The organism is Alphaproteobacteria bacterium, from assembly GCA_015062495.1.
Lineage (GTDB): Bacteria > Pseudomonadota > Alphaproteobacteria > Rs-D84 > Rs-D84 > Enterousia.
In genome coordinates, this window is sequence record SUUN01000001.1 from 156,774 (window position 1) to 180,446 (window position 23,673).

A 23,673-nucleotide genomic window follows, 5' to 3' on the forward strand; every position below is an offset into this window, starting at 1 on the left:
TTTATGGCAAAAATGACAGTAAATGAAGCTGCACAAATACTGGGGATTCCATTAAATGCAACCCGGGCCCAGTTAAAAAAAGCATATCGCGCGCTATGCATGAAATATCATCCGGACAAAAATCCAGGTGATAAACATGCCGAAGAAATGTTCAAAAAAGTTGCTGAGGCTAATGAGGTGTTTCTAAAACATCTGGAACGTGGTGGAAACAGCAATCAAGGCAATGGTCAAAATCGTGGCGGGCAATCCAGCAATACTGGCACACGTCCAGGGGCGGATGGTGGAGCGCGTCCCGGGAATAATAATGGCGGTGGCGCGGGGCGTACGGGTTCGACCGGTACGGGGGCAAATGTAAATATAGATTCGATTTTGAAAACATTTTGGCAAAAGTATCAACAGGCCAAGCGTGACCATGAAAACTTTATAAATGGTGAATTGGCCACGACGCGTCAAAAGGTAAAGGATACAGAAGCCAAGTTAGTACAGGCAGATAACCTGGACAAGAAATTGGGCTATGTGCAAACGTTGCAACGTTTGCTGATGCAGGAAAAAATGCAGGTGGCGCGAGCTGTGATGCTGGCCAAAATGGCGAATATGTATCTGAAACAGTATGAAGATGCCACCGCCAGATTTAATCGTAAAAATCAACAAGGGGGCAGATGATGACTAGTTTTATAACATGGCGAGCTGGTGATGTAGAGAAGGCGATTTTTAATTTGTTAAAGCAAATGTTGCCAAATACAAAACTGCAAGATTTCGAAAAAAAACCAAATAGTGAGATTAGAGAGATAAAACCACCACGTGATGGGATTGCGTATGTGGGTGAATATCTAATGGAAATGGCTATGACGGCTATACCTGGTATGGTCCGTTCGTTCGACAAGATAAAAATTGAACAATATTGGAACAAGGACGGGAATTGTATTGGTTTTATGTTTCAAGGCAAAAAATATATGTTCGATAAGGAAAAATTGCCAGAGCGCGACCGGGAATTAGGGGGACAGATGACGGTGAATGATTCATGGGCAGAAAGAGTCGTGTCTTACTTAACAGGATTTTTGCCGAAACGAAAACTGGAAACATTTAGAAAAAATTATTCAAAAGAGGACGTAATAGAGCATAATCCGCCTTTTAATGGTATTGCATATTCCTGTGCATACAGATGTCATACCATGGTGACCAAGCCAATACCCAATAGGCGGGGCGAAGCGAAAAGCAGTTATGCAGATATTGTGCAGTATTGGGACAAGGACGGGAATTGCATTGGTTTTATGTTTCAAGGCCAAAAATATATGTTCGATAAAGAAAAATTGCCAGAACAAGGACAAGAAAAAAACACCCAAAGTCAAGATAACAAAGTGAACGTGTCGTTGGACAGTGATTTAGTTCGGGCGATGACAAGGGCTGTGGGTGAAAATAATAATATGGAAATATATGGCACAGAAGTCTTGGCGATAGAGCCGGCAATTGATGGTGTCGCCTTTGCACAAAAGGCGCGAGGGGTTGCGGCTTTGGCACGACAAGGTTCGAGCGTAGTGGAAAAATCTGTTTGGTTTGATGCAGTACGTTTGTATGATGCCAAAGGTGCTTTTTTGGGGATGCAAGTCACGGATGACAAGCTTTTTAATGAGTATGATGTTTCTAATTCGGGCTTGGTCAAAGCAGATGCCAAGACAATGGAAATGATTAAAAATGCAAATAAAAAACTGGAAGCGGTTCGGGATGCAAATGGTAGTATAATCGGACTTGATTTAACTGCGTTATCTAAAAAGCAACAATTTGAACGAGGACAGGTATTATTAACGACCACAAAAATTCCTGAAAACAGCGATATGGCAAGATTTGTTGCAGAACATCCTGGGGTAAAGGTGACTCACAGAGTCACCACGGCGGGCAAGTTAGTGTATAGTGTTGTGTATAAGTGGCCGATTGGGGGTGAAATTGTTGATTTTGACCAGGATGGCAAAGAAATCCGACGCATCGGTATCAAATCTATGGAAAATCAGCGCGATTAAAAATCCCCCAACCGGGGGATTTTTACATTTCTGATGGGATTTTTAGACCCATTAAATCAATCGTTTTTGCCAATGTGTCGCGCGCAATTGTCGCAATATGCAATCGGCCCGCCCGAACATCGGCCGGCACGTCGTCACGCAGAATTGGACAGTTGTGATAGAATGTATTTATCAACTGGCACAAATCATAGGCATAGTTTGCAATCATATCTGTGGCGCGATTGTCAAATGCACTGTGAACCGTGCGTTCGAAATCCAGGATTCCAATCAATAGATTGCGTTCATCCGAATTCATCGGCATATATGTCGCAGATGGTGCGTCGGTTGCGCGTTTCAATACGCTGTTCAAACGGACGGCGGTGTACAGGATGTATGGACCGGTGCGCCCTTCGAAACTGGTGACGGATGCGGGGTCAAAGATATAGTCAGACCGTACATCGTGCATCAGGTCGTTAAATTTAACCGCAGACAGCGCAATTGCAGCAATTGTGTCGTTGTCCAGTGTTTTGCCGGATTCGGCCACACGTGCGTTGACGGCTTCGTTTACGGCGTCGATAATATCGTCCAGACCGGCGGCGTTGCCGTCACGGGTCTTGAACGGTTTGCCGTCGCGGCCGTTTATTGTGCCGTATCCGATATGCTCGAATTTGTTATAATCGAATATACCGGAAATTTGGGATGCGCGGAATAACTGTTCAAAGTGCAGACCCTGGCGCAAATCGGTGAAATATATGATACGGTCGGGGGCGTCTGTTATTTTACGACAATAAACGGCGGCTAGATCGGTTGAATCATATGTGTCCGCGCCGCGGGAATCAGTCCACATGTATGGTGGCATTGGTTTATTGTCGTCGTCGCGTTTAACAACGATAACCTGGGCGCCGTCGCTTTCGGTTATTAAATCTTTGGCGCGCAGGATTTTTTCAACGTCGTCCAAGTATTTCGCCGCGTTGCGTTCGCCCAAATCATAGTCAAATGGCAAGATGTTCAAGCGTTTGACCGTGTCGTTCATCATGTCCAATGATATTTTCAGGAATTTTTCATACAACGCAAAATAGCCCGCATGTCCGTCCTGGAATTTAGCCTTGATATCCTGGGCGTGCGATTGAAATTCTGGATTTTCTTTGGCGTACGCACTGGCTGCGGGATAGTAGGTGTTTAATTCAGACGGATTGATTTCAAAGTCAACCGATGTGTTTGGGTCGAAGTCGTCACGGAAATATGGTAATTCTGGGTGCAGGCGTTCAATCCACGCAATTACCAATGCCATTGGTTTGCCCCAGTCGCCGATATGATTCCACGAATATGTTTTATGTCCCAACATGCGCGCAATACGGTTGAATGTGTCGCCAACAATTGATGTGCGCAAATGTCCAATGTGTAACGATTTCGCAACATTATATGCACCATAATCCAGGTCGATTGTCATTGGTGTGTCTGTGCGTGGGGATTGCGGTTGGGCGGCAGAATCCCAAATGAATTCGTCGCGCAACTTAATATTAATAAAACCAGGGCCGGCGATTGATGCATCGGCAACAAAATCTAATTCGGTCAGTTTTGGCAAGATTTCCGCCGCCAATTCACGTGGATTTTTGCCAGCGGAACGCGCCATAACCATGGCGGCGTTGGTGGAAAAGTCACCAAATTCGCGGTTGCGGGGAACTTCTAGATTTACAGTTGTGCCCAGTTTTTCATTAATTGCATTTGATACATATTTATACAAATTCATTTTCTGATACCCTTCGTAGTTTTCTTAGATTGGTAATACAATTCTGACGCGCAGACCGCCCAGTTCGCTGTTTTCCAGGAACATTTGTCCGCCGTGGTTTTCAATTGCAGTTTGCGCAATGGACAGTCCCAGGCCCGTGCCACCGGTGTCTGTGCCGCGCGCATCGTCCAGGCGCACAAATGGGCGCATGGCGTCGCGTTTGCGGTCGTCTGGGATGCCTGGGCCGTCGTCTTCGATAATGACTTCGACAGTGTCAGCGGTGTCGTGTTCTGTGATTTTTATTTGTTTATTAGCATAGCGTGCCGCGTTTTCGATGATGTTGCTGAATGCGCGTGCCAATGCCATTGGGCGTGCATAGAATTGGATCGGTGCGTCCGGGAAATCGGTGACGATTTTTTTGTCCGGGGCGGCGTCACGTGCAATTCGGGTCAGCATTGGTGGCAATTCAGTGGCCTGTTCGATTTCAGGTGCTTCGCCACGGGCGAATGCCAGGTATCCGTTCACCATTTCCGTCATACGGTCAATGTCGCGGATTAAATCGTCGCTGGTCGCGGTGTTGGTTTCAACCGCCAAGCGCATGCGCGTTAATGGCGCTTTTAAATCGTGGCTGACCGCGTTCAGCATGTCGGTACGGGTGCGGTTGTATCTGTCCAGACGTTCCTTCATTGTAATCATGGATGCGGCGGCTTCGCGGATTTCTTTGGAACCGGTTGGAACAAACCCAGGTGCGTCCAGGCCACGGCCAAATCGGCCGGCGGCACGGGCAATGCGACGAATGCTGCGCGTGTGCATGATGATAAATGGCGCAATCAGGATTGATACAATTAAAATAGACCCCAACAGCCAGATGATAAAGACCTCGGTACTGGTGGAATAAATGCGATACAGCGATGTGCCAAATGTTGCAATTTGGTTGTCGCGGGTCGGCACATCAACATATACCAGTCGTTTGCCACGGTCCATATAGATGTTGGCGCGACGTTGCAGACGTTTGGACAGTTCGGATGCCAAGCGTCCTGTTTCGTGGGCGTGATTGTCGTTATGACGTGGACGGTTTAGTTTTTCGTGGAATGTGACATTGATGCCAATATCGCGTGCCATTTTTTGGACTGCGTCTGTGTTGCCTTCGTCAATAAAGTTGGTCATTGTTGCGATTTCACCGGCCAATGTTCGTGCCAATGTGTCGTGTACGCGCGACCAGTGGTTGCCAAAAAATGCATTGGCAACAATTACCTGGGCGATAATCAGGGGAATTAAAATCATTAAAATAGTGCGCCATAAAAAACTGCGTGGAATCAATCTCATATTATTTATCCCATTTATGTTGTTGGGGTTGCGGATTTGTCGATTAATTTATATCCACGTCCCCGGATTGTTATTATATCCAAGTGTGATAATACTAAATTTAATTTATTGCGCAAGCGTTTTGCAACCATTGGAGCCGCGGGGGCAATGTTGCCCAGCGGGCTGGTCAGGTGCTGTAATAACTTCTTTTCTTCGCCGGACAAGGCCAGTAACTGTGGTTCTTGGGTTAAAGCAGTTGATACAAAAAATTCGTTGTCTGTAAATATCAGCCCCTGGGGCATCTTTTTGCCAACAGATGCGGATTGGCGAATAATGTTGTTTAGGCGCAACACCAGTTCACGCATTTGAAATGGTTTGGCCAGGTAATCATTCGCGCCGTCGGAAAGCCCCGCAATTGCATTTTCAGGGCCACTGAGTGCAGTTAGCATTAATACCGGTGTTGTGTTTCCCGTCCCGCGAAGCGTGCGCAAAAATGTCAGGCCATCCATGCCGGTCATCATGCGATCCAGGATAATCGCGTCAACTGATATGCGGGTCAGTATGTCTTGGGCGTTTTCTGCGGAATTAGCCGAGAGAACATTAAAACCGTCGCTGCGCAGACCTGATGTAAGTGATCTGCGCAGCATATCATCGTCGTCAACAATAAGAATAGTTTTGTTCATTTACTTGTTTAATGGTTCAACTGCGTATTCGCCGGGTTGTATTGTGCGCATGGCATTGTTCGCGCCCATCATATCTGGGTCAAATGTGGCGGCACGAAATTGCATGTTGCCGGTGGCGAATTCTGTTTTAAACAGTGCATAGCCTGTACCACCGCCGGTGGTTGGTCCCTGCATTCCCAATGAATAATAACCACCCAAGATGCCATAGTCCAGGTCGATGTAATCCAGGCTGACAATTAATGAAACACTGCTGATGCCGTCACTGGTCATATTGCAGGCAAATTCACGATTGGACAGGATTGCTTCGGAATTTACAGGCACAACAATATCCATAACGGTTGGTTCGCATACACGACTGATGCCATTGACCAGAAATTCATATGTCATACCGACGGTTGCCTTGGACAGGCCGGTTGACATGCTGACCTGGGATATTGTGCCCTTGGGGATTTTAACCATGGCGTTGGCGATACCGCTGCGTACCGGAAAGGAAATGCCAGATTGCAGGCAATCGCGTGAAAATGGGTCGGCCTCGCATATATAAACACGGGAATGGGCGTTCATCATGAACATATTTGCCAAACTGTTGAACAAGAATGAACGCGTAATACGGTCGTTCAGGCGTGTACAACCAAAATTGCGACATATTACCATTGGACGATCCGCAAACATTACGCCGGGATGCGCGTTTGATTCGGTGGTGCGGGCGTCAATTATGTTCTGGTCATAGTCCAGGCTGTCCGCACGTTCCATAAATTCAGTTTCTGGGATAAAGTTTGGGTCGTCGGGATATGCATAGTAAGATTGCACCGGTGTTTCGGTGTAAATAGTCTGAAAATTGTCATATACAATATCATCTGCCTGGGCAGAAAAAGCGCATAATCCAACAAAAACAGCAGTCAAAATAGGTCTTAACATTGTGTTGCCTTTGGTTCTCTCTGGCTGAATCTTAGAACATTTTAGATAATTGTGTCAAAACAAAAAAATATTTTTATTGAAATTTATGCACGCTTTGGTCTAATTTAGGGTTAAATAATAAAATTAAAGGTGGAATAATGGTCGATTTGATTATTACAGGGGAATCTGGAAAATTACATGCCGTGTATCATAAATCTGCAAACGAGGCCGCGCCACTGGCCGTGGTTTTGTCGGGTAATCCACGAAATAAGTGTCATATGAACGATCGTATTTCGTATGCAATGTTTCGCGCATTTATGGATATTGGTTTTTCAGTTGTGCGTTTTAATTATCGTGGCGTCGGTGATTCCGAAGGCACAATTGGAACAACGGCGGAAAATATGCTGGATATCGCGACCGTAATTGATTGGATTCAAAATCATAATGAAGACAGCGATAAAATCTGGTTGGCGGGGCATCAGTTGGGGGCATGGTATGTGTTGCAGGCGATGATGCGGCGGCCGGAAATATCGGGCTTTGCGTTAGTGTCGCCGGATGCAGCGGTGTCTGATTTTGCATTCTTATCGCCCCGCCCCAATCGCGGATTGTTATTACAGGGTGCAGCGGAATCAGATGATGCACGCGCGTTTGCGTCGCATATGACCCAGGTCTTGAAAAAACAGGCGCAAATTGATTTGGAAACAATTCGTGTGCGCGGTGCAGATGCTTTGTACAGCCAGCCGGCAGATTTGCGCCAGATGTATAATGATTTAAAGGCGTATGTCGGGCGTGAAAATGCAGAGGATAAACTGTTATGAACAAAGAACGGTTTTTGGACGCAAATATCCCAGATGATATGGCGGCGACCATTCGTCCGCGATCGCTGGGGGATTTTATTGGACATGATAGTCTGAAACAAAATTTGTCGGTGTTTATTTCGGGGGCGCGCAGTCGTGGCGAAGCCATGGATCACGTGTTGCTGTATGGACCGCCGGGGCTGGGAAAAACGACGTTGGCACATATTGTGGCAAATGAATTGGGAACGAATTTTCGTGCGACAGCCGCGCCTATGTTGACCAAGCAAGGCGATTTGGCGGCGATATTGACCGCGCTAGAACCAATGGATGTGTTGTTCATTGATGAAATTCATCGTCTGCCAACCGCAATCGAAGAAGTTCTGTATTCCGCGATGGAGGATTTTAAATTAGACATTATGTTGGGCGAAGGGCCCAGCGCGAAAAGTGTGCGTATCGACCTGCCTCCGTTTACGTTGGTGGGGGCAACGACGCGGACGGGATTGCTGTCGAATCCGTTGCGCGACCGTTTTGGGATTGATTTACGGTTGACGTTCTATTCGCCGGCGGATTTGGCGAAAATTATTATGCGCAGTGCGAATATTTTGGGAACGCCGATTGACCCAGACGGGGCATTGATGTTGGCGCGGTCGGCGCGCGGGACACCACGTATTGCGAACAGATTGTTAAAGCGTGCGCGCGATTTTGCATGTGCGTTGGGAAAAAATCAAATAACCGCCGATACGATTAAAACTACCCTGTTCCAATTACATATTGACGAATGTGGGCTGGATGAAATCGACCGCGAATATATGAATATGATTATCAAGTTCTATGCCGGTGGACCGGTTGGGGTTGAAAACCTGGCGGCGGCATTGTCAGAACCCAGCGATACGATTGAAGATGTTATTGAGCCATATCTGATGCAGTTGGGGTTTGTTCAACGTACGCCCCGCGGACGTGTGATTACAGAGGCCGGGTATAAGCATCTGGGACTGGAAAAGTAATGTCAGTTGATAGGATTGTTGACTTTTTTCAAATCGCAGAAAAGTTAGAGTGCGAATATCGCCTGACACGGATGAGTGATGGCGCGCCCCAGGCGGTTGCGTCGCATTCGTGGAATATGGCGATGATGGCAATGGTGTTGAAACCATATTTGAAAGTGCCAGTAAATATAGAGCGCGTGTATGAATTATGCTTGCTGCATGATTTGCCAGAGGCAATTGCGCATGATGTGCCGCTGCACGAACAGACAGATGAAGTGCGCGCAAAAAAACACATGGACGAAATAGCCGCGGTAAATCAGATTGTACGGTTGCTGGGCAGTGACGAAATTCGGGCGCGATTTGATGAATATGATATGCGGGCAAGTGCAGAATCAAGACTGGTCAAGGCGTTAGATGTTCTGGATACGGCAGTCCAACACATGTGCGCCCAGGATTTGGCATACATTGGCAGTTTTGCAGACAATTTTTATTGGAAAATGTTTTTTAGCCCCGATTTCGCCGCATTTTTTGATTTCGAGCCTGTGATACGTGGCGTCTTTGATGAAGTAAAGCAACGGGTTGCGCGACGGTTGAAAGACGAACTGAATATAGACGCAGGTGATTTTGTAAAATGAAGACTCATATTTTTCCATTTACAATTGCGTACGCGGATACAGATGCCGAAGGGATTGTTTATCATGCACGATATCTGGAAATCGCAGAACGGGCGCGTATGAATTGGTTGCGCGGGCATGTTGTGGCGGGCGACGACATTGGATTTGTGATTCGCGAATTAAATATTAAGTATATTCAACCACTGCGTGCCGCAGATGAATTTGTTGTTGAAACGCAAATGGTGGATGTTGGGGCGGCAACTGTAAAAATTGAACAAAAGTTCGTGAAAGATGGGAACATTTGTGCTATAATAAACCTTAAGGTTGCGTATTTGGGGGCGGATATGCGCCCAAAACGAATACCAGCAGAATTTATTGATGGGTTGATATAAAAAAGGACGAGGGAAATGGGAAATAATTTTTCATTATTAAGTTTATTCACAGGCGATATTATGACAGTTGTGGTGTCGGTCGTACTGGTTGTGTTTAGTGTGATGTCGTGGGCGGTGATTGTTGAAAAGTTTCGCCTGTGGCGTAATCAGAAAAGGAATCCAGTCAAAATGAAGCCGAACGAAAACTTGGATGTCTTTATTCGTCCGTTTGATAAGAATCTGTGGTTTTTGTCGATGGTGTCTTATATTTCGCCATTTATTGGTTTGTTCGGTACAGTTTGGGGGGTTATGGATTCGTTTGCGTCCATTGGCGTGAATCAGTCGGTCAGCATCGGTGTTATCGCCCCAGGTTTGGCGGTGGCGTTGGGGACAACTGCGTTGGGGTTAATTGCGGCGATTCCGGCGGCGATTGCATATCAGGTGTATTCCAAAAAATCTGACGATTTGTATGAACGCCTGGAATGTGCATGTCGGGAAGTAAAAAACCAAAAATAATGGTGGCGCAGATGTCTAGATTAAGACGTAATAAGTCAGATTTGTCAATTCAATTAACGCCAATGATTGACGTTATGACGGTGTTGTTGGCGGTGTTTATGGTGACAACGCCTATGATGACAACGGGGATTGATTTAGAATTGCCGCGTGCGGGTGCGTCTGCGATGACGGGTAATGACCATGCAATTCAAATCAGCGTTGATTCAAATGGACGGTATTTCCTGGCAGAAATGGAATTGCCACGCGACGAAATTGTAAAGCGCGCGATTGCCATGCGTGGGGAAAATCCGAACCTGACCATTATGATTAGCGGGGATACACATGCGGACTATGGCGCAGTGATGAGTATGATGGGCAAATTAAAAGATTCAGGTTTTCAAAAAGTTGGACTGCGTACACAACCAGAATAAAAACAAATGGCAAAATTTAATCAATTTTCAACGGAAAATATGCTGATTTCCATTGGGGGACATTTGGCATTGGTGGCGATTATGGTTACGTCGTTCGCGATAGTGATTAATCGTGCGCAATTGGTTGCACCCGACAGGATTGAAATTGTCGAAATTGATTTGAATGACGTTGTGGTAAGTGGCGACGAAACAAAATTGTATAATGTTGGTCAGGTTGTCGAATCTAAACCCGAAGATCCAACCCCTGCCCCAGTTGCACAGCCGGACACAAAAGAAGTTCAGGCCGAAGAACCAGAAAAAATCGAGATAGAGACGCCAACACTGGTCGAAGAGCCAAAGCCAGAACCACAGCCAGAAAATAAAGAGCCTGAGCCAGAGAAAGAACCAGAAAAGAAACCTGAACCACAGAAATCGGAATCAAAACCGGTTGAGCCAGCACCCGCCGCACCACGGAAAAAGAAAGTTGTACGTGTTAATCGAGAGGTGTTGTCACTGGAACGTACGTTGACGGTGTCGGTTGTGGATGCGTTGCGTGTTGCAATGACGCGGTGTTGGGTTGTGGATACTAAACGGCCAGATATATCAGACATTCGTGCGGTGGCACATTTAACAATGCGAAAAAATGGAACTGTGCGCGATGTATGGTTTGAATCGGCCGCGCGGGCGGAAAATGATCCGGCATTTGCGTATGTGTTGGAAACCATTCGTAATGCGATTAATACATGTCAGCCGTTCCGGATGTTGCCGGCGAACGAATTTATCAAGTGGGAAAAAATTCAGTTAACTTTTTATCCAACACAAGGTAAAGTAATGTAGGGCGTGCCGGCGGAGAGAGGAAAAAACCAAAGGCAAAAAACATGCAAAAGTATTATTCTGAAAATTGGAATCAGGCAACTGAAAAGTTTTATAGAAATGCGTCACAATACGGTGAATTGCGTTGGTGCGTGGCGGACGGGCATAAGTTTGATATTCCATATGTTTTAATCGGTAATGGCCCGCACAAGGTTGTGATTAATTCGGGCATTCATGGTATCGAAGGATACTTTGGCAGTGCCGCGCAGAATATGTTCCTGGACCAGTTTGCAAAGAATTTGAAACCAGATTTCCTGCAAAAATATACAATTGTTTTAATTCATGTTATTAATGGTTGGGGTATGCAAAATCGCATGCGCGAAGTTGTGGATACTAAACATGGTGGCTTGGTAGATTTAAATCGTAATTTTGGTGTTGATTTTAGTCGGCCGGGTGCACTGCCCCAGAATCCAAAGTATGATTTGGCGCATGATATGTTGTTGGCCCGACCAGATGCGGTTCAGAAAAAGAACGCAATCAAAAATTTTTATCATAAACATAAAAAAGATGGCGCGTGGGATGCAATCAGTCGTGGGCAATATAAACATCCATATGGCTTGTTTTATGGTGGCGCAGCACCAATGACAGAAAACAAAATGACAATGCGTATCTATGACGAAGTGATGGATGGTGCGAAGTCACTGACATCAATTGGTTTGCACACGGGGTTGGGACGTTTTGACAGAAAGCGCGGTCGCGTTACCCGACAGTTGATGGTGTCGCATCCGGCGGAACATAAAACCAGTAATTATTTTACAGATTTATTGGTTGCGACCGCTGTGACCCCAGATGAACGCGCCAAAAATGGACCTGTGTTATTGGGTGATTTGGTTGATTGTTTAGAGGCGCGCTATGCCATGCCAGATTTGCCAGTTTATACCGCGGATTTTGAAATTGGCACAGGGGAATTTCCCATTATGTCGCCAATCTATAAACGTATGGATATGGGGGATGCGCGGTATGATTTGCTGAACTGTGGGCGAATTAATGAACAGACGTGGAAAAATCTGACCGAAAGTTGGTATCCGTCGGACGCGCGTTGGCGCAATGCCGCATTAGACGGCGCACGGATTTTGTTTGTGGAATTGATTGAAAATCTGAAACAACGATAAAAAAGAACCGCCGAATGGCGGTTTTTATTTGGATTCGCCCATGGTTTTGGCAGAATTTAATGCGTGGCGCAGGGCCTGTTCTGCGATTTGACGGATTTTTGGTGCAAATGTGCGCATATTCATTGTGTCGGCGACTGTGTTACCAAACAGGCGTGATATATATTCGATTTGGGTCGGGGCAATAATGTAAACGTCACTGGTAATATCTGATGGATTTAGTTTCTTAATCGGCTGTTGCATGAATTTATCCCCCCTGTCGTGCCCTATTCTATCATAATTTTTTGTGTTTCGCACTTGTTAATTTTAGATAAAGTTATTATATCATAAAGTATCTTGACCGAAAGGCGCAAAATTGCTATATATTTCGTGATAAAAGTAAGGAAAAAGGTTATGAAAAATATATTAGGTATGTTATTGGGGTCGGCAAATGATCGATTGGTAAAAAGTTACGACAAGACTGTATCCCTGATTAATGATTTAGAACCAAAATATCATGCAATGTCGGATGAAGAGTTGCGTGGACAAACCGATGTGTTGCGGGCGCGATTGGCCGCCGGGGACAAGGAAAAAGATATACTGCCCGATGCATTTGCGTTGGTGCGCGAAGCGTCGGTGCGTACGATTGGGTTGCGTCACTTTAATGTTCAGATGATTGGCGGTATGGTTTTGACCAATGGTCAAATCGCAGAAATGAAAACTGGTGAAGGAAAAACATTGGTCGCGACATTGGCAATGTATCTGAAAGCATTACATGGCAAGGGCGCACACCTGATTACGGTCAATGATTATTTGGCATCGCGCGACGCGTCGTGGATGGGTGAAATTTATCGTTTCTTGGGGTTGACGGTTGGAATTATTCAGCATGATATGACCGACGAAGAAAGACGCGCGGCATACGCATGTGATATTACATATGTGACGAATTCAGAATTGGGATTTGATTACCTGCGTGATAATATGAAGTTTAGCAAAAAACAGCAGGTTTTGCGTCCGTTCTTTTATGCAATCGTTGACGAAGTGGACAGTATTTTAATCGACGAAGCGCGTACACCATTGATTATATCTGGGCCGGCCGAAGATACCAGTGAACTGTATGCCAAGGTTGATGCGGTTGTTGCCCAATTTGGCGAAAATGATTTCAAAAAAGATGAAAAAGACAGACATGTGACCCTGACGGAAAGTGGGGTCGATACAGCAACGCGTTTGTTAAAAGATGCAGGGCTGTTGGTTGGTGAGAATTTGTACGCTTCGGAAAACGCTGCGTTGGTTATGCATATTCAACAGTCGCTGTTGGCACATCATTTATACCAAAAAAATGTGAACTATGTTGTGCGGGCTGGTGAAATCTTAATCGTTGATGAATTTACCGGTCGCGTAATGAGTGGCCGTCGCTTTGGCAAAGGATTACATCAGGCGATTGAAGCCAAAGAACACGTTAAGGTTCAGCCGGAAAATCAGACTGTGTCCAGTATTTCATATCAAAATTTGTTCCGTCTGTATCCGACTTTGTCAGGTATGACCGGAACAGCCATGACCGAGGCTGCAGAATTTGAAGAAATCTATAAACTGCGTGTGGTGTCGATTCCGACAAATCGCCCAGTTGCACGTAATGATCATCATGACGAAATCTATCGCAACAAAGATGAAAAATATGACGCGATTTTAAAGCAGATTTCGGATTGTATGGCCCGTCGTCAGCCGGTTCTGGTTGGTACAGTATCGATTGAAAAATCCGAAGAACTGGCGGCAATTGTGCGTAAAAAATTGGGGGTTGAGCCGGCAGTTCTGAATGCAAAACATCACGAATCCGAAGCCAAGATTGTTGCCCAGGCCGGTGCACCGGGGGCGTTGACAATTGCAACAAACATGGCGGGGCGCGGTACTGATATTAAATTGGGTGGTAATGCCGAAGAACTGATTGCGGCATTGGATGCGACCGCCCCAGATTTCGAGGATAAAAAGAAAGAAATCTATGCAACGATTGAAGCCAACAAAAAATTAGTCTTGGATGCGGGAGGTCTGTATGTAATTGGTACAGAACGTCATGAATCGCGCCGTATTGATAATCAGTTGCGTGGACGTTCGGGACGTCAGGGTGACCCAGGCGATTCTAAGTTCTTTTTAGCATTGGATGATGATTTGATGCGTATATTTGGGGCGGCGCGTTTGCAGGGGATGTTGACAACGCTGGGGTTAAAAACAGGCGAGGCAATTACCCACCCATGGATTACCAAGGCCTTGGAAAAGGCGCAGAAACGTGTTGAAGCCAGATATTTCGAAGCGCGTAAAGAATTGCTGAAATACGACGATGTTGCAAATGAACAGCGTACGGTTATCTATAAACAGCGTGACGATTTGATGACAGCGGATGATTTAAAACCGTTGGCAACCGAAATGATTGGCGATGTGGTTGAAGTTATCTGTGAAAACAGTATCCCGGAAAAGGCAATGCCGGCGGATTGGAATCTGAATGCAATTCACAATGCGATGATGCGTGTGTTTGCGTTGGATATTACAGATATTGAAAAATGGAAAACCGATGAACAGATTACAGAACGCAAAGCGTATGAAACACTGTATAATCTGGCAATGCGCAGATATGAACAACAGGCGCAAAAATATGGACCTGAATTGATGCAGATGGCGTCGCGCCAGATGATGTTGGGGGCGTTGGATGCGGTGTGGAAAAAACATCTGCAACAGATGGATTATCTGCAAAGTGCAATTGGATTGCGTGGATATGCCCAAAAGAATCCGCTGTACGAATACAAGCGCGAAGCATTGGATTTGTTCAAGAATACTGTGAATAACTTTAAAATTATGTCAATTTCGTATATTTGTCGTATGGAATTGACGCGTGATGATGTTGCCGCGACCGAGGCCGAACGCGCCAAGCATGATGCAGGGTTGAACCAGGCCACCGGCAGTGACAGTCGTCGTAATGCCCCATGTCCATGTGGATCGGGTCTGAAATTCAAACATTGTTGTGGTAAATTGCACTAATATATTTGGTGCAATTTATCCTGTTTTTGTTGGTTTGCATAAAAAGGTATAAAAGGGAAAGGGGTTATGCAGCAGTTTGTTCATCTTCGTACACATTCACGTTTTTCAGTGGGGGCCAGTACACTGACCATCAAACAAATACCAAAGTTGTGTGCGGCAGCGGGGATGACGGCATGCGCGCTAACAGATACCAACCTGATGTCGGGGTGTGCGGAATTTTCAGATGTTATGCCATCGAATAAGTTGCAACCGATTATTGGGGTTGAAATTTCATTGAATCACCATACCGCAGATCCAAAAATACTGCGTGCTAGTTCATTGTCTAAAATAGTATTATTGGCGCAAAATCATACGGGGTATTTAAACATGTGTGAACTGAACCGAATTATGTATATGCGGGGTGAAAATCATCATCTGGGGGCGCATATTTCATTTGAAGAACTGGCGGGGCACAGTGATGGATTGATTTGTTTGTCGGGGGCACATCTGGGGCCGTTGGGAATGGCAATTTTGAACGGCCAGGACGGTCAGGCACGCGAATATGCCCAAAAGTTCCTGGGGATATTTGGTGACAGATTCTATATCGAAATTCAACGTCATGGATTGGACGATGAAATCAAAACAGAGCCTGGATTTTTGAACATCGCGCACGAATTAAATATTCCGATTGTTGCGACAAATGATGTTTGCTTTGCGGCGGATACAGATTATGAATCCGCGGACGCGTTGGGGTGTGTGCTGGGCCAGACCAAGGTTATTGACCCAGAACGGCCGCGCAAATCATCAGAACAGTATTTCAAGTCATATGAACAGATGGCGGAAATTTTTTCCGACCTGCCCGAAGCGATTGAAAATACCGTGCAGATTTCACAGCGTTGTGGATTTATGGTAAATGTTCATGAAAAGCCATTATTGCCACGATTTGGCGATGATTTGGAAACCGAGTGCCAGATGCTGCGTGATAATACTATGAGTGGGCTAAAACGCAGACTGGAACAGCATGGCATTACAGATACACAACCATATTACGACCAGGCCGAATTTGAATTAGGCGTTATTATCGGGATGGGATTCCCGGGGTATTTCTTAATCGTTGCCGACTATATCGACTGGTGTCGCAATAATGACGTTTTGACTGGGCCGGGGCGTGGTTCGGGGGCTGGTTCGATTGTGGCGTGGGCGTTGGGAATTACCAATGTCGACCCGCTGAAATACGGGTTGCTGTTTGAACGTTTTTTGAATCCAGACCGTATTTCTATGCCGGACTTTGACGTGGACTTTGAACCGACAGGTATTGAACGCGTATTGGCGTATGTGTGTGATAAATATGGACATGATTCTGTGTGCCGCATTATTACATTTGGTTCGTTACAGGCACGTGGCGCAATTCGTGATATTGGGCGCGTGTATGGTATGCCCTATTCCAAATCAGACAGATTGTCCAAATTAATTCCCCAGGATGCCAAGACACTGAAAGATGTGGTTGGGATGTCCACAGAAATTCAAGATATCTTGAACAATGACGAAGATTTAAACAAGGTCGTGACCGTCGCCGAAGAATTAGAAGGCAGTCTGCGAAACCTGGGGCAACATGCGTGCGGGGTTGTTATTGGCGACCGCCCAACGACCAAGATTGCACCAGTATATCGCGATCCGGCCAACCCGTTGCCATCATGCCAATTTGATGGAAAATACCTGGAAAAATCCGGTTTGATTAAGTTTGACTTTCTGGGGCTGGAAACACTGGTGGTGCTGAAATACGCGACACGACTGATTCAACAGACGCGTGGTATTAACATTGACCTGGACCAGATTCCAACCGATGATGCAAAAACTATGCGGTTGTGGCAACAGGGATTGACCGAAGGCATATTCCAGTTTGATGCCCCGTTTGTGCAACAGACATTGCGTAAAATGCATCCGACCAGTTTCTTGGAAATATCGGCGTTGAATGCGTTAAATCGTCCCGGCCCAATTCAGTTTATTCCACAATTTATTGCGCGTATGCATGGCGAAGAAGAAATTGAATATGTTCACCCCAAGGCCGAACCGATTTTAAAAGAAACGTACGGGATTATCGTGTACCAGGAACAGGTGATGCAGCTGACACGCGCGTTGGCCGGATTTACCCGTGGACAGTCAGACAACGTGCGCAAGGCGATGGGTAAAAAGATTATTGCCATGTTGGATGAATTAGAAGGCAAGTTCTATGAGGGATGCGAAAAAGAAGGTACGCTGGATCGCGCAACGGCAAAAGATCTGTGGGAAAAGTTCAAGGATTTTGCCAAGTATGCATTTAACAAATCGCACGCAATCGCATATTCCATTGTGGCAAATCAGTGCGCGTATCTGAAAGCAAACTATACGCCAGAATTCCTGGCGGCGTCTATGTCCAGTAATCTGAATGATACGGATCAGTTGGCAATCTTTGTAGATGATGCCAAGTCAAACTTTGGCATCCAAATTGTCGCGCCAGATATTAACGAAAGTGATTCATTATTCACGGTGCGTGATGGCAAGATTATTTATGGTCTGGCGGCATTAAAGGGCGTTGGAACAGTTGCAACCGACGCAATTGTTGCAGAACGCAACGCAAATGGAAGGTTCAAGAACTTAACAGATTTTGCCAAGCGATGTGCGCCGATTATGAACAAACGCATTTTAGAAGCGTTCGCCAAGACAGGTGTTCTGGATTCGTTAGAACCAAATCGCGCATTGATTTATATGAATGCAGATGCAATTTTGTCATATGCAGCAAAATCCAAAGATGGGGCGAATATGTTGTCGCTGTTTGCAAATACGGTCGAAGACGATGTGTCCGAAGACAGACTGCGCAAGAATTTGCCCAAGACCGAACCGTGGACATTTGGGCAGAAGTTGGAAAATGAATTGTCGGCATTGGGATTCTATATTTCGGCACACCCGTTGGATCAGTACAAGCATCTGATTGCGCGTGCCAATTTGGCGACAAGTGCAACATTGGAATCGCTGGGTGACAGAAAACCGGTACAAATTGCCGCAAATGTAAATTCATTTAGTCGTCGCCGGACGAAAACTGGCAAAGAAATGATTACGATTAACGCGTCTGACAGTGCGGGCAATATTGATGCGGTGGCGTTTGGGGATTCTGCGATTGAGTTTTCACAAATTCTGGCAAATGATACGGTTGTTTTGATTTCAGGCAAGACGTCCAATCGTGATGACCGGGTGTCTATATTCGTGGATTCTATTACACCGCTGAATCAATGGGTGGCAAAAATTGCCAAGAAAGTCACCCTGGACATTCGTGATGGCGCAGTGTTGCAAGATGTTAAGAAAGCGATTGTGGCCCTGCCCCGTGGATATACACGCGTTGAAATGGTATTGCACGGCGCGGAAAAGACCGCAACAGTTGCATTGCCGGGTGGCGTTGAACTGGGGGCGACAACAGTGGCGGATTTGACCGCACTGGGAATCAAGGTAGAGGTGGAATAGCCATGGCAACAACGCAGAAACATATTCCGGTTTTGTTGGGTGCGGTTCTGGATGCACTGGGGGATATTCAGGGCAAGACGATTGTAGACTGTACATTTGGTGCGGGTGGATACAGTCGGGCGTTTTTAGAACGCGGTGCAAATGTTATTGCATTTGATCGTGATCCGAATGTGGTGGTGGATGCAAATGTGCTGTGGGGTGAGTTTGGCAATCGATTTAAATTTATTCCACAACCGTTTTCAAATATTGGGGACTTAGAGCAATCGGTTGACGCAATCGTCTTGGATTTGGGGATTTCGTCGATGCAGATTGATATCCCAGAACGTGGTTTTTCGTTCCGGGCGGACGCACCGCTGGATATGCGGATGGAACAAAAAGGATTGACTGCGGCACAGTTGATTGAACAGATATCTGTGGCTGAATTGGCAGATGTGTTACGCAACTATGGAGATGTTAAAAAGGCAAATATATTAGCGCGCGCGATTAAGGATGCATGCCCCCAGACCACGTTTGAATTACGCGATTTAATCCACAATCCCAAAGATGTCGCGCCGGTTTTCCAGGCGTTACGAATTGCGGTGAATGATGAAATGGGCGAACTGGAACGTGCGTTGGTGCATGTGCCAGATTTATTGGTATCGGGTGGTAAATGCATTTGTGTGACATTCCATTCGTTGGAAGACCGAATTGTTAAGAATACTTTTCGAACATGGACGACTGCGCCGGGTGATCCACGATTGCCGGTGGTGGGGGCTGCGCCATTTATACAAATAAAAACCGCCGTGCCGACTGAATCAGAACTGGAACATAATCCGCGTGCACGTTCAGCACACATGCGTGGTGTGATAAAAAATGGGGGTGACGCATGAAAAAGAATCTGAAACATATGGTGGAATATACAGATGCATCCAAAAAGGTTAATCCATTGGATTTGTCGTCCGACCAGGATTTGACGATTGCGCTGATGAATTTGGTCGCAATTGAAGAAATTGCCCCAAATGGCCAGATTGGACAAATTATTGGCGAAATGCGTGAACATCTGATGGGGCGAATGACCCAGGATACAGAAATAATGGTCCGTGGTCGTGATTTATTGGCCCAGGCAGTGCGCGCCATGGAAGATGCCGCACGCGCCCAGCAAGATGGGAATAACGTTACGGCATATAAACTGTATGATGCGTCATATGAAGCGTATGTTTTATATTTGGCCAGTGTTTATGGAATAAGTGCTTGATTCAAATATGCGAAAAATGATAAAATGTGAAAAAGAGAGAATTAAATTGAAACGTTCATTTGTTGATTTTGTCCGTTTTTCTGCGCTGTTGATGGCGATGGCTGGTGTGTCAGTGGCCGATGCCGCACAAGCGCCAAATCCACGTAATGCCGTTGCGGTTGGTGCGACTGGGCATCGTATGGCGGGGAATGTTGTTTCGCGTGGCGATGGGGATAACGCACAAACGGTGATGGGGGCTGGGCGTACGTCGGCGCGCAGTGCGGTAAATAATGCACGAAATGGGTCGGCAGTCGCACGTTCGGCAACGGTGGCGCGATCGGCCGCAAATAATGCGCGCAGTGCGGTAAATGCCCGCAACGCTACAAATATATCGCGGGCGGCAACGGTGGCGCGTTCTGCGACCGGGAATGCGCGAATGGGTGCAAATGTTTCGAATTTGGGACTGGCGCGGGCGGGCGCACAGGCGCGTGCGACGGCGGTCTTTACCGACATTTCCAAGATTGGTGGTGGCTATGCTGCGTGTCGTGATGCATATGCGACATGTATGGACCAGTTCTGCGCCAATGCAAATGATACATATCGTCGCTGTTATTGCAGCGAGCGCTTTACCGAATTTCGTGATACAGAATTAGCATTGGACGAGGCTAAGACCCTGTTAATGCAGTTTGAAGATAATAACCTGAATGCGGTGGATAAAACCGCAGCCGAAGTTGACGCAATGTACAGCGCAACAATTGGCGAAGCGGCAATAAAAAAAGATACCAGTGGCGCACAAAAAACACTGGATGCGATTGGTGATTTATTGTCTGGCAAGCGCAAGGCCAGCAGTGGCAACAGTAATTCGACATCCCTGGGGATTATGTCGTTGGATTTTTCAACAGGTGTTGATGATATCTGGGGTGGCGGTGGCGCGTCGTCCATATTTGATACAAATACGGGTGTCGATTTAACCTCGCTTGAGGGCAAGGCGTTATTTGATGCGTCGAACAAGCAATGCTTGCAGTTGATTACAGACAGTTGTGAAAACAGTGCAACACTGAATATGGCGACCAGTGCATATGGTATTATGATTACCCAGGATTGTAATGCGTATGAAAAGAAAATTGATTCCCAACGCGAGGCGGTTAAACAAACCGTGCGTCAGGCGGAAAAGATTCTGCGCGAAGCACGTCTGGAAGAATATCGTGCGCATAATTCCCAAGATGTTAATGAATGCCTGGACAAGGTGCGGACATCAATGCTGGCGGATACCGCGTGTGGTGTGAACTATAAACGTTGTTTGGATTATAGTGGTGCATACGTCAATCAAACCACAGGCGAAGCAATTTACAGCGCACGTTTGTTTGAACTGGAAAATCTTATCACGTTAAGTAGCGCGGATGGTGATTTTGATTTGCTGGGGCAGAATGCTAATTTTGATCAGTTCCTGGACACCAAAAAGATGTTTGCAACGTCTGCGTTGGATACATGTCGTGATTTGTCAGATATTGTGTGGTCGGAATTCAAACGCAGTGCGTTGATTGAAATTTCCCAGGCCCAGGATGAATTGATTGAAGCAACCAAGATGTCCTGTGTCAGTACAATGAAAGAATGTTACGACACACAATCTGGTGCGTTAAAGGATTTTGACGACACCACAGCCAAGGCCGCGGGCGCATTGTCGGCATACGCAGCAAAGGCAATGTGCGAAGAAAAGGTTGTTGCATGCGCCGCGTTGCACGGCGGACGCGAGAGTTGTAAATTTGACGTCAATGGTCACTTGACAGCAGGATCAAAGAATTGCGGACTGGCGGCGTTGTTATCGTTCGTGAATTCAGTTGATAATGTTCGTGTGGCCGAAGGGTGCGCAACCGCAATTGATAATTATGTTCAAGAATTGTGCACGCCAACCACAGGCAACATGAAATTCCCATGGAATTGTCGTCGGATGAGCATGGGTGCGAATGATGACGCCGCAAGCAGTGCCGCCAACGCCAGTGTTGCAGCACATATTAAACAGTTCGCTGTGGACAATTGCAGTGATCCGACGGCCACGGACAAGACCTATGACGCATTGCCACTGCAAACGCGTACCCAGGTTGAAAAGGCGATTGATGATATTCGTGAACAATTGGATTATCAATTGATGGAACAGTGCGAAGATTTGGATGGTTATTGGTTAGAGGCAGACACAACCGATGGCACACTGTTAAAGGCGTTCTATTCCACGGCGTTCGGTGGAACGGATACGGGATATGCGGTGTCAGTTGGGCGTTGCGTGGAAAATTCAACACGGATTCAGTGCCTGAATTATAACGATGGCGAAGAAACACCAATGGCGTCGTATGATCTGGCCAAGGATGAATGTACATTTACAGAGGCCTGGTATGAACAGCAGTGTGCGACAATTGGCGGATACTATGATAACGGCATGTGCTATGTAGGGAAAGAATAATGAAAAGAAATTTATTAGTATCTTTGATGGCTGTTTTGGTGGCAACGCCTGCGCTAGCAGCAACAGGCAAGTCAATCGCGGTGGCAAAGTTGTTGACCAACTGGGGTGGTGGTAATTGGGATTCGTGTGGTGCACATGCGTTGGTTGGCTCGGCCGAGTGTATTGGCGCAACAAAGGACTGTACAACAAAAAAAATGTACGCGCGTAATTATACCGATGAATATGCGGTTCAGATGATGGTTGCGGTTAATATCACGGAACACGGCGCATATTTTTGCCCAATACAGATTGAAGGAAAAAATAAAAACAAGAAAAACGCGTGGACTGAATACGCGATGATTGGTGGTACGACGGGATGTCGTTGGCTGTGCAAGGATGGATACAGCGGTGATGACTGTTCTGTTGCGCCAGGCAGCACCGCTAAATGTGACGCAGTGGAATTTCGTCGGGCGAATTATGATGGTTTGAAACGTGTTACATCGGGTGCGAATATCGAAGATGATATCGCCATGTTCAACTGGAATCGTTATTATGGTTGCGGTTTGAACAAGGGCCAGGAACACGATAGTGTTTTGGCAATTACGCGTTGGGCGCCGGGTGGACACGGTGCATTTGTGCAGCCCTTAATTGTGCGTGCACAGCGCGAAGGTTGGGAGAATATGATTTCATGGCCGTCAATATTTTACCGTGTTGGCGCGACCGAGATTTTGGCATGCATCAGTGGATATAAGCCAAATGCAGGTGGTACAGATTGCGTCGCGATAAGTGAAAATCTGTGCGCCGAGGCGAAATCATGCCCAGGCTGGACGGGGTTTGATGAAAGTCAGCATACATTTGTTATGCCAACCGGCAAGGATTGCTTTGAATTCAGATGCAAAGGCGAAAATATGGCGTTTGCATCCGCAACGGATCGTTCGTGTGTGGAATGCACAACCAGTTTACGTGGTGGCGTGTCGCCTGTGGATGGAACGTGCGTAAAATGTGACAGTGGCAAGGTGTTTAATAACAAAGCGACCACTGCTGCAGTGCACTGCGGGGATGCGACTGCGTACACAAAAACAGATATGCAATATGGCAAAGGAAAAACAAAAAATAACAATCCAGAGCCAGAGAATCAGTGTTGGACCAAGACCGAAACAGATGTATATCGTGAATGTGTGACGTCGGGCGCGACAAGTGCATCAGAATCTTGAACATGGAATTATTACCCCGCCGAATGGCGGGGTTTTAGCATATGTAATACTGCGCTAAACTTTTATTTGGTG

General features: G+C 46.2%; 21 protein-coding genes. 16 read left to right on the forward strand and 5 right to left on the reverse strand.

The window, feature by feature from the left end; translation table 11 throughout:
* The first annotated feature begins 3 nt into the window (after positions 1–3).
* Together E7008_00795 and E7008_00800 are read left to right on the forward strand one after the other, a co-directional pair.
* Complete coding sequence (locus E7008_00795) at positions 4–663, forward strand: J domain-containing protein (protein ID MBE6456467.1); 660 nt, start codon at positions 4–6, stop codon at positions 661–663.
* The gene (locus E7008_00800) at positions 663–2,015 is read left to right on the forward strand and encodes a hypothetical protein (protein MBE6456468.1); all 1,353 of its coding nucleotides are present in this window, start codon (positions 663–665) and stop codon (positions 2,013–2,015) included. The genes E7008_00795 and E7008_00800 overlap by 1 nt, the downstream gene beginning before the upstream one ends.
* A 22-nt stretch (positions 2,016–2,037) precedes the next feature.
* Here E7008_00800 and argS read toward each other — a convergent pair whose 3' ends face one another.
* Genes argS through E7008_00820 form a run of 4 tightly spaced genes read right to left on the reverse strand, consistent with a single transcriptional unit; the run spans position 2,038 to position 6,629 of the window.
* Positions 2,038–3,744 (reverse strand): arginine--tRNA ligase, encoded by a 1,707-nt coding sequence (gene argS, locus E7008_00805; protein ID MBE6456469.1) that lies wholly within the window; start codon positions 3,742–3,744, stop codon positions 2,038–2,040.
* Positions 3,745–3,768: 24 nt separating this feature from the next.
* On the reverse strand, positions 3,769–5,049 hold the full coding sequence (locus tag E7008_00810) for a HAMP domain-containing protein (protein ID MBE6456470.1): 1,281 nt from the start codon (positions 5,047–5,049) through the stop codon (positions 3,769–3,771).
* Between the two features lie 14 nt (positions 5,050–5,063).
* Complete coding sequence (locus E7008_00815) at positions 5,064–5,711, reverse strand: response regulator transcription factor (GenBank protein ID MBE6456471.1); 648 nt, start codon at positions 5,709–5,711, stop codon at positions 5,064–5,066.
* Complete coding sequence (locus tag E7008_00820; GenBank protein ID MBE6456472.1) at positions 5,712–6,629, reverse strand: hypothetical protein; 918 nt, start codon at positions 6,627–6,629, stop codon at positions 5,712–5,714.
* 137 nt (positions 6,630–6,766) lie between these two features.
* Here E7008_00820 and E7008_00825 point away from each other — a divergent pair, with 137 nt between their 5' ends.
* Genes E7008_00825 through E7008_00860 form a run of 8 tightly spaced genes read left to right on the forward strand, consistent with a single transcriptional unit; the run spans position 6,767 to position 12,263 of the window.
* Positions 6,767–7,426, forward strand: a complete 660-nt coding sequence (locus E7008_00825) for an alpha/beta fold hydrolase (protein MBE6456473.1) — start codon at positions 6,767–6,769, stop codon at positions 7,424–7,426.
* The gene (gene ruvB, locus E7008_00830) at positions 7,423–8,409 is read left to right on the forward strand and encodes a Holliday junction branch migration DNA helicase RuvB (GenBank protein ID MBE6456474.1); all 987 of its coding nucleotides are present in this window, start codon (positions 7,423–7,425) and stop codon (positions 8,407–8,409) included. Before E7008_00825 ends, ruvB begins: the two co-directional genes overlap by 4 nt.
* Positions 8,409–9,023, forward strand: a complete 615-nt coding sequence (locus tag E7008_00835; protein MBE6456475.1) for an HD domain-containing protein — start codon at positions 8,409–8,411, stop codon at positions 9,021–9,023. The genes ruvB and E7008_00835 overlap by 1 nt, the downstream gene beginning before the upstream one ends.
* Complete coding sequence (locus E7008_00840; GenBank protein ID MBE6456476.1) at positions 9,020–9,394, forward strand: 4-hydroxybenzoyl-CoA thioesterase; 375 nt, start codon at positions 9,020–9,022, stop codon at positions 9,392–9,394. Before E7008_00835 ends, E7008_00840 begins: the two co-directional genes overlap by 4 nt.
* Positions 9,395–9,409: 15 nt before the next feature.
* The gene (locus tag E7008_00845) at positions 9,410–9,889 is read left to right on the forward strand and encodes a MotA/TolQ/ExbB proton channel family protein (protein ID MBE6456477.1); all 480 of its coding nucleotides are present in this window, start codon (positions 9,410–9,412) and stop codon (positions 9,887–9,889) included.
* Positions 9,856–10,299 carry a protein TolR gene (locus E7008_00850; protein MBE6456478.1) on the forward strand — a complete coding sequence of 148 codons (444 nt, stop codon included), beginning with the start codon at positions 9,856–9,858 and terminating at the stop codon, positions 10,297–10,299. The genes E7008_00845 and E7008_00850 overlap by 34 nt, the downstream gene beginning before the upstream one ends.
* A gap of 6 nt (positions 10,300–10,305) precedes the next feature.
* Positions 10,306–11,115 (forward strand): hypothetical protein, encoded by an 810-nt coding sequence (locus E7008_00855; GenBank protein ID MBE6456479.1) that lies wholly within the window; start codon positions 10,306–10,308, stop codon positions 11,113–11,115.
* Positions 11,116–11,156: 41 nt separating this feature from the next.
* A complete protein-coding gene (locus E7008_00860) occupies positions 11,157–12,263 on the forward strand; it encodes a DUF2817 domain-containing protein (protein ID MBE6456480.1) in 1,107 nt (368 codons plus the stop codon).
* Positions 12,264–12,287: 24 nt separating this feature from the next.
* On the opposite strand, the gene E7008_00865 is transcribed toward E7008_00860, so the two are convergent.
* On the reverse strand, positions 12,288–12,503 hold the full coding sequence (locus tag E7008_00865; protein ID MBE6456481.1) for a hypothetical protein: 216 nt from the start codon (positions 12,501–12,503) through the stop codon (positions 12,288–12,290).
* Positions 12,504–12,653: 150 nt separating this feature from the next.
* Here E7008_00865 and secA point away from each other — a divergent pair, with 150 nt between their 5' ends.
* The 6 genes from secA (at position 12,654) to E7008_00895 (ending at position 23,601) form a co-directional block, all read left to right on the forward strand.
* The gene (gene secA / locus E7008_00870) at positions 12,654–15,266 is read left to right on the forward strand and encodes a preprotein translocase subunit SecA (protein ID MBE6456482.1); all 2,613 of its coding nucleotides are present in this window, start codon (positions 12,654–12,656) and stop codon (positions 15,264–15,266) included.
* Positions 15,267–15,332: 66 nt separating this feature from the next.
* Positions 15,333–18,740, forward strand: a complete 3,408-nt coding sequence (gene dnaE / locus E7008_00875; protein ID MBE6456483.1) for a DNA polymerase III subunit alpha — start codon at positions 15,333–15,335, stop codon at positions 18,738–18,740.
* Between the two features lie 2 nt (positions 18,741–18,742).
* Positions 18,743–19,609: a 16S rRNA (cytosine(1402)-N(4))-methyltransferase RsmH gene (gene rsmH, locus E7008_00880; GenBank protein MBE6456484.1), complete on the forward strand. Its 867-nt coding sequence runs from the start codon at positions 18,743–18,745 to the stop codon at positions 19,607–19,609.
* Positions 19,606–19,974 carry a hypothetical protein gene (locus E7008_00885; protein MBE6456485.1) on the forward strand — a complete coding sequence of 123 codons (369 nt, stop codon included), beginning with the start codon at positions 19,606–19,608 and terminating at the stop codon, positions 19,972–19,974. Before rsmH ends, E7008_00885 begins: the two co-directional genes overlap by 4 nt.
* 46 nt (positions 19,975–20,020) lie before the next feature.
* On the forward strand, positions 20,021–22,408 hold the full coding sequence (locus tag E7008_00890; GenBank protein MBE6456486.1) for a hypothetical protein: 2,388 nt from the start codon (positions 20,021–20,023) through the stop codon (positions 22,406–22,408).
* Positions 22,408–23,601 carry a hypothetical protein gene (locus E7008_00895; protein ID MBE6456487.1) on the forward strand — a complete coding sequence of 398 codons (1,194 nt, stop codon included), beginning with the start codon at positions 22,408–22,410 and terminating at the stop codon, positions 23,599–23,601. The genes E7008_00890 and E7008_00895 overlap by 1 nt, the downstream gene beginning before the upstream one ends.
* Positions 23,602–23,673: the final 72 nt, after the last annotated feature.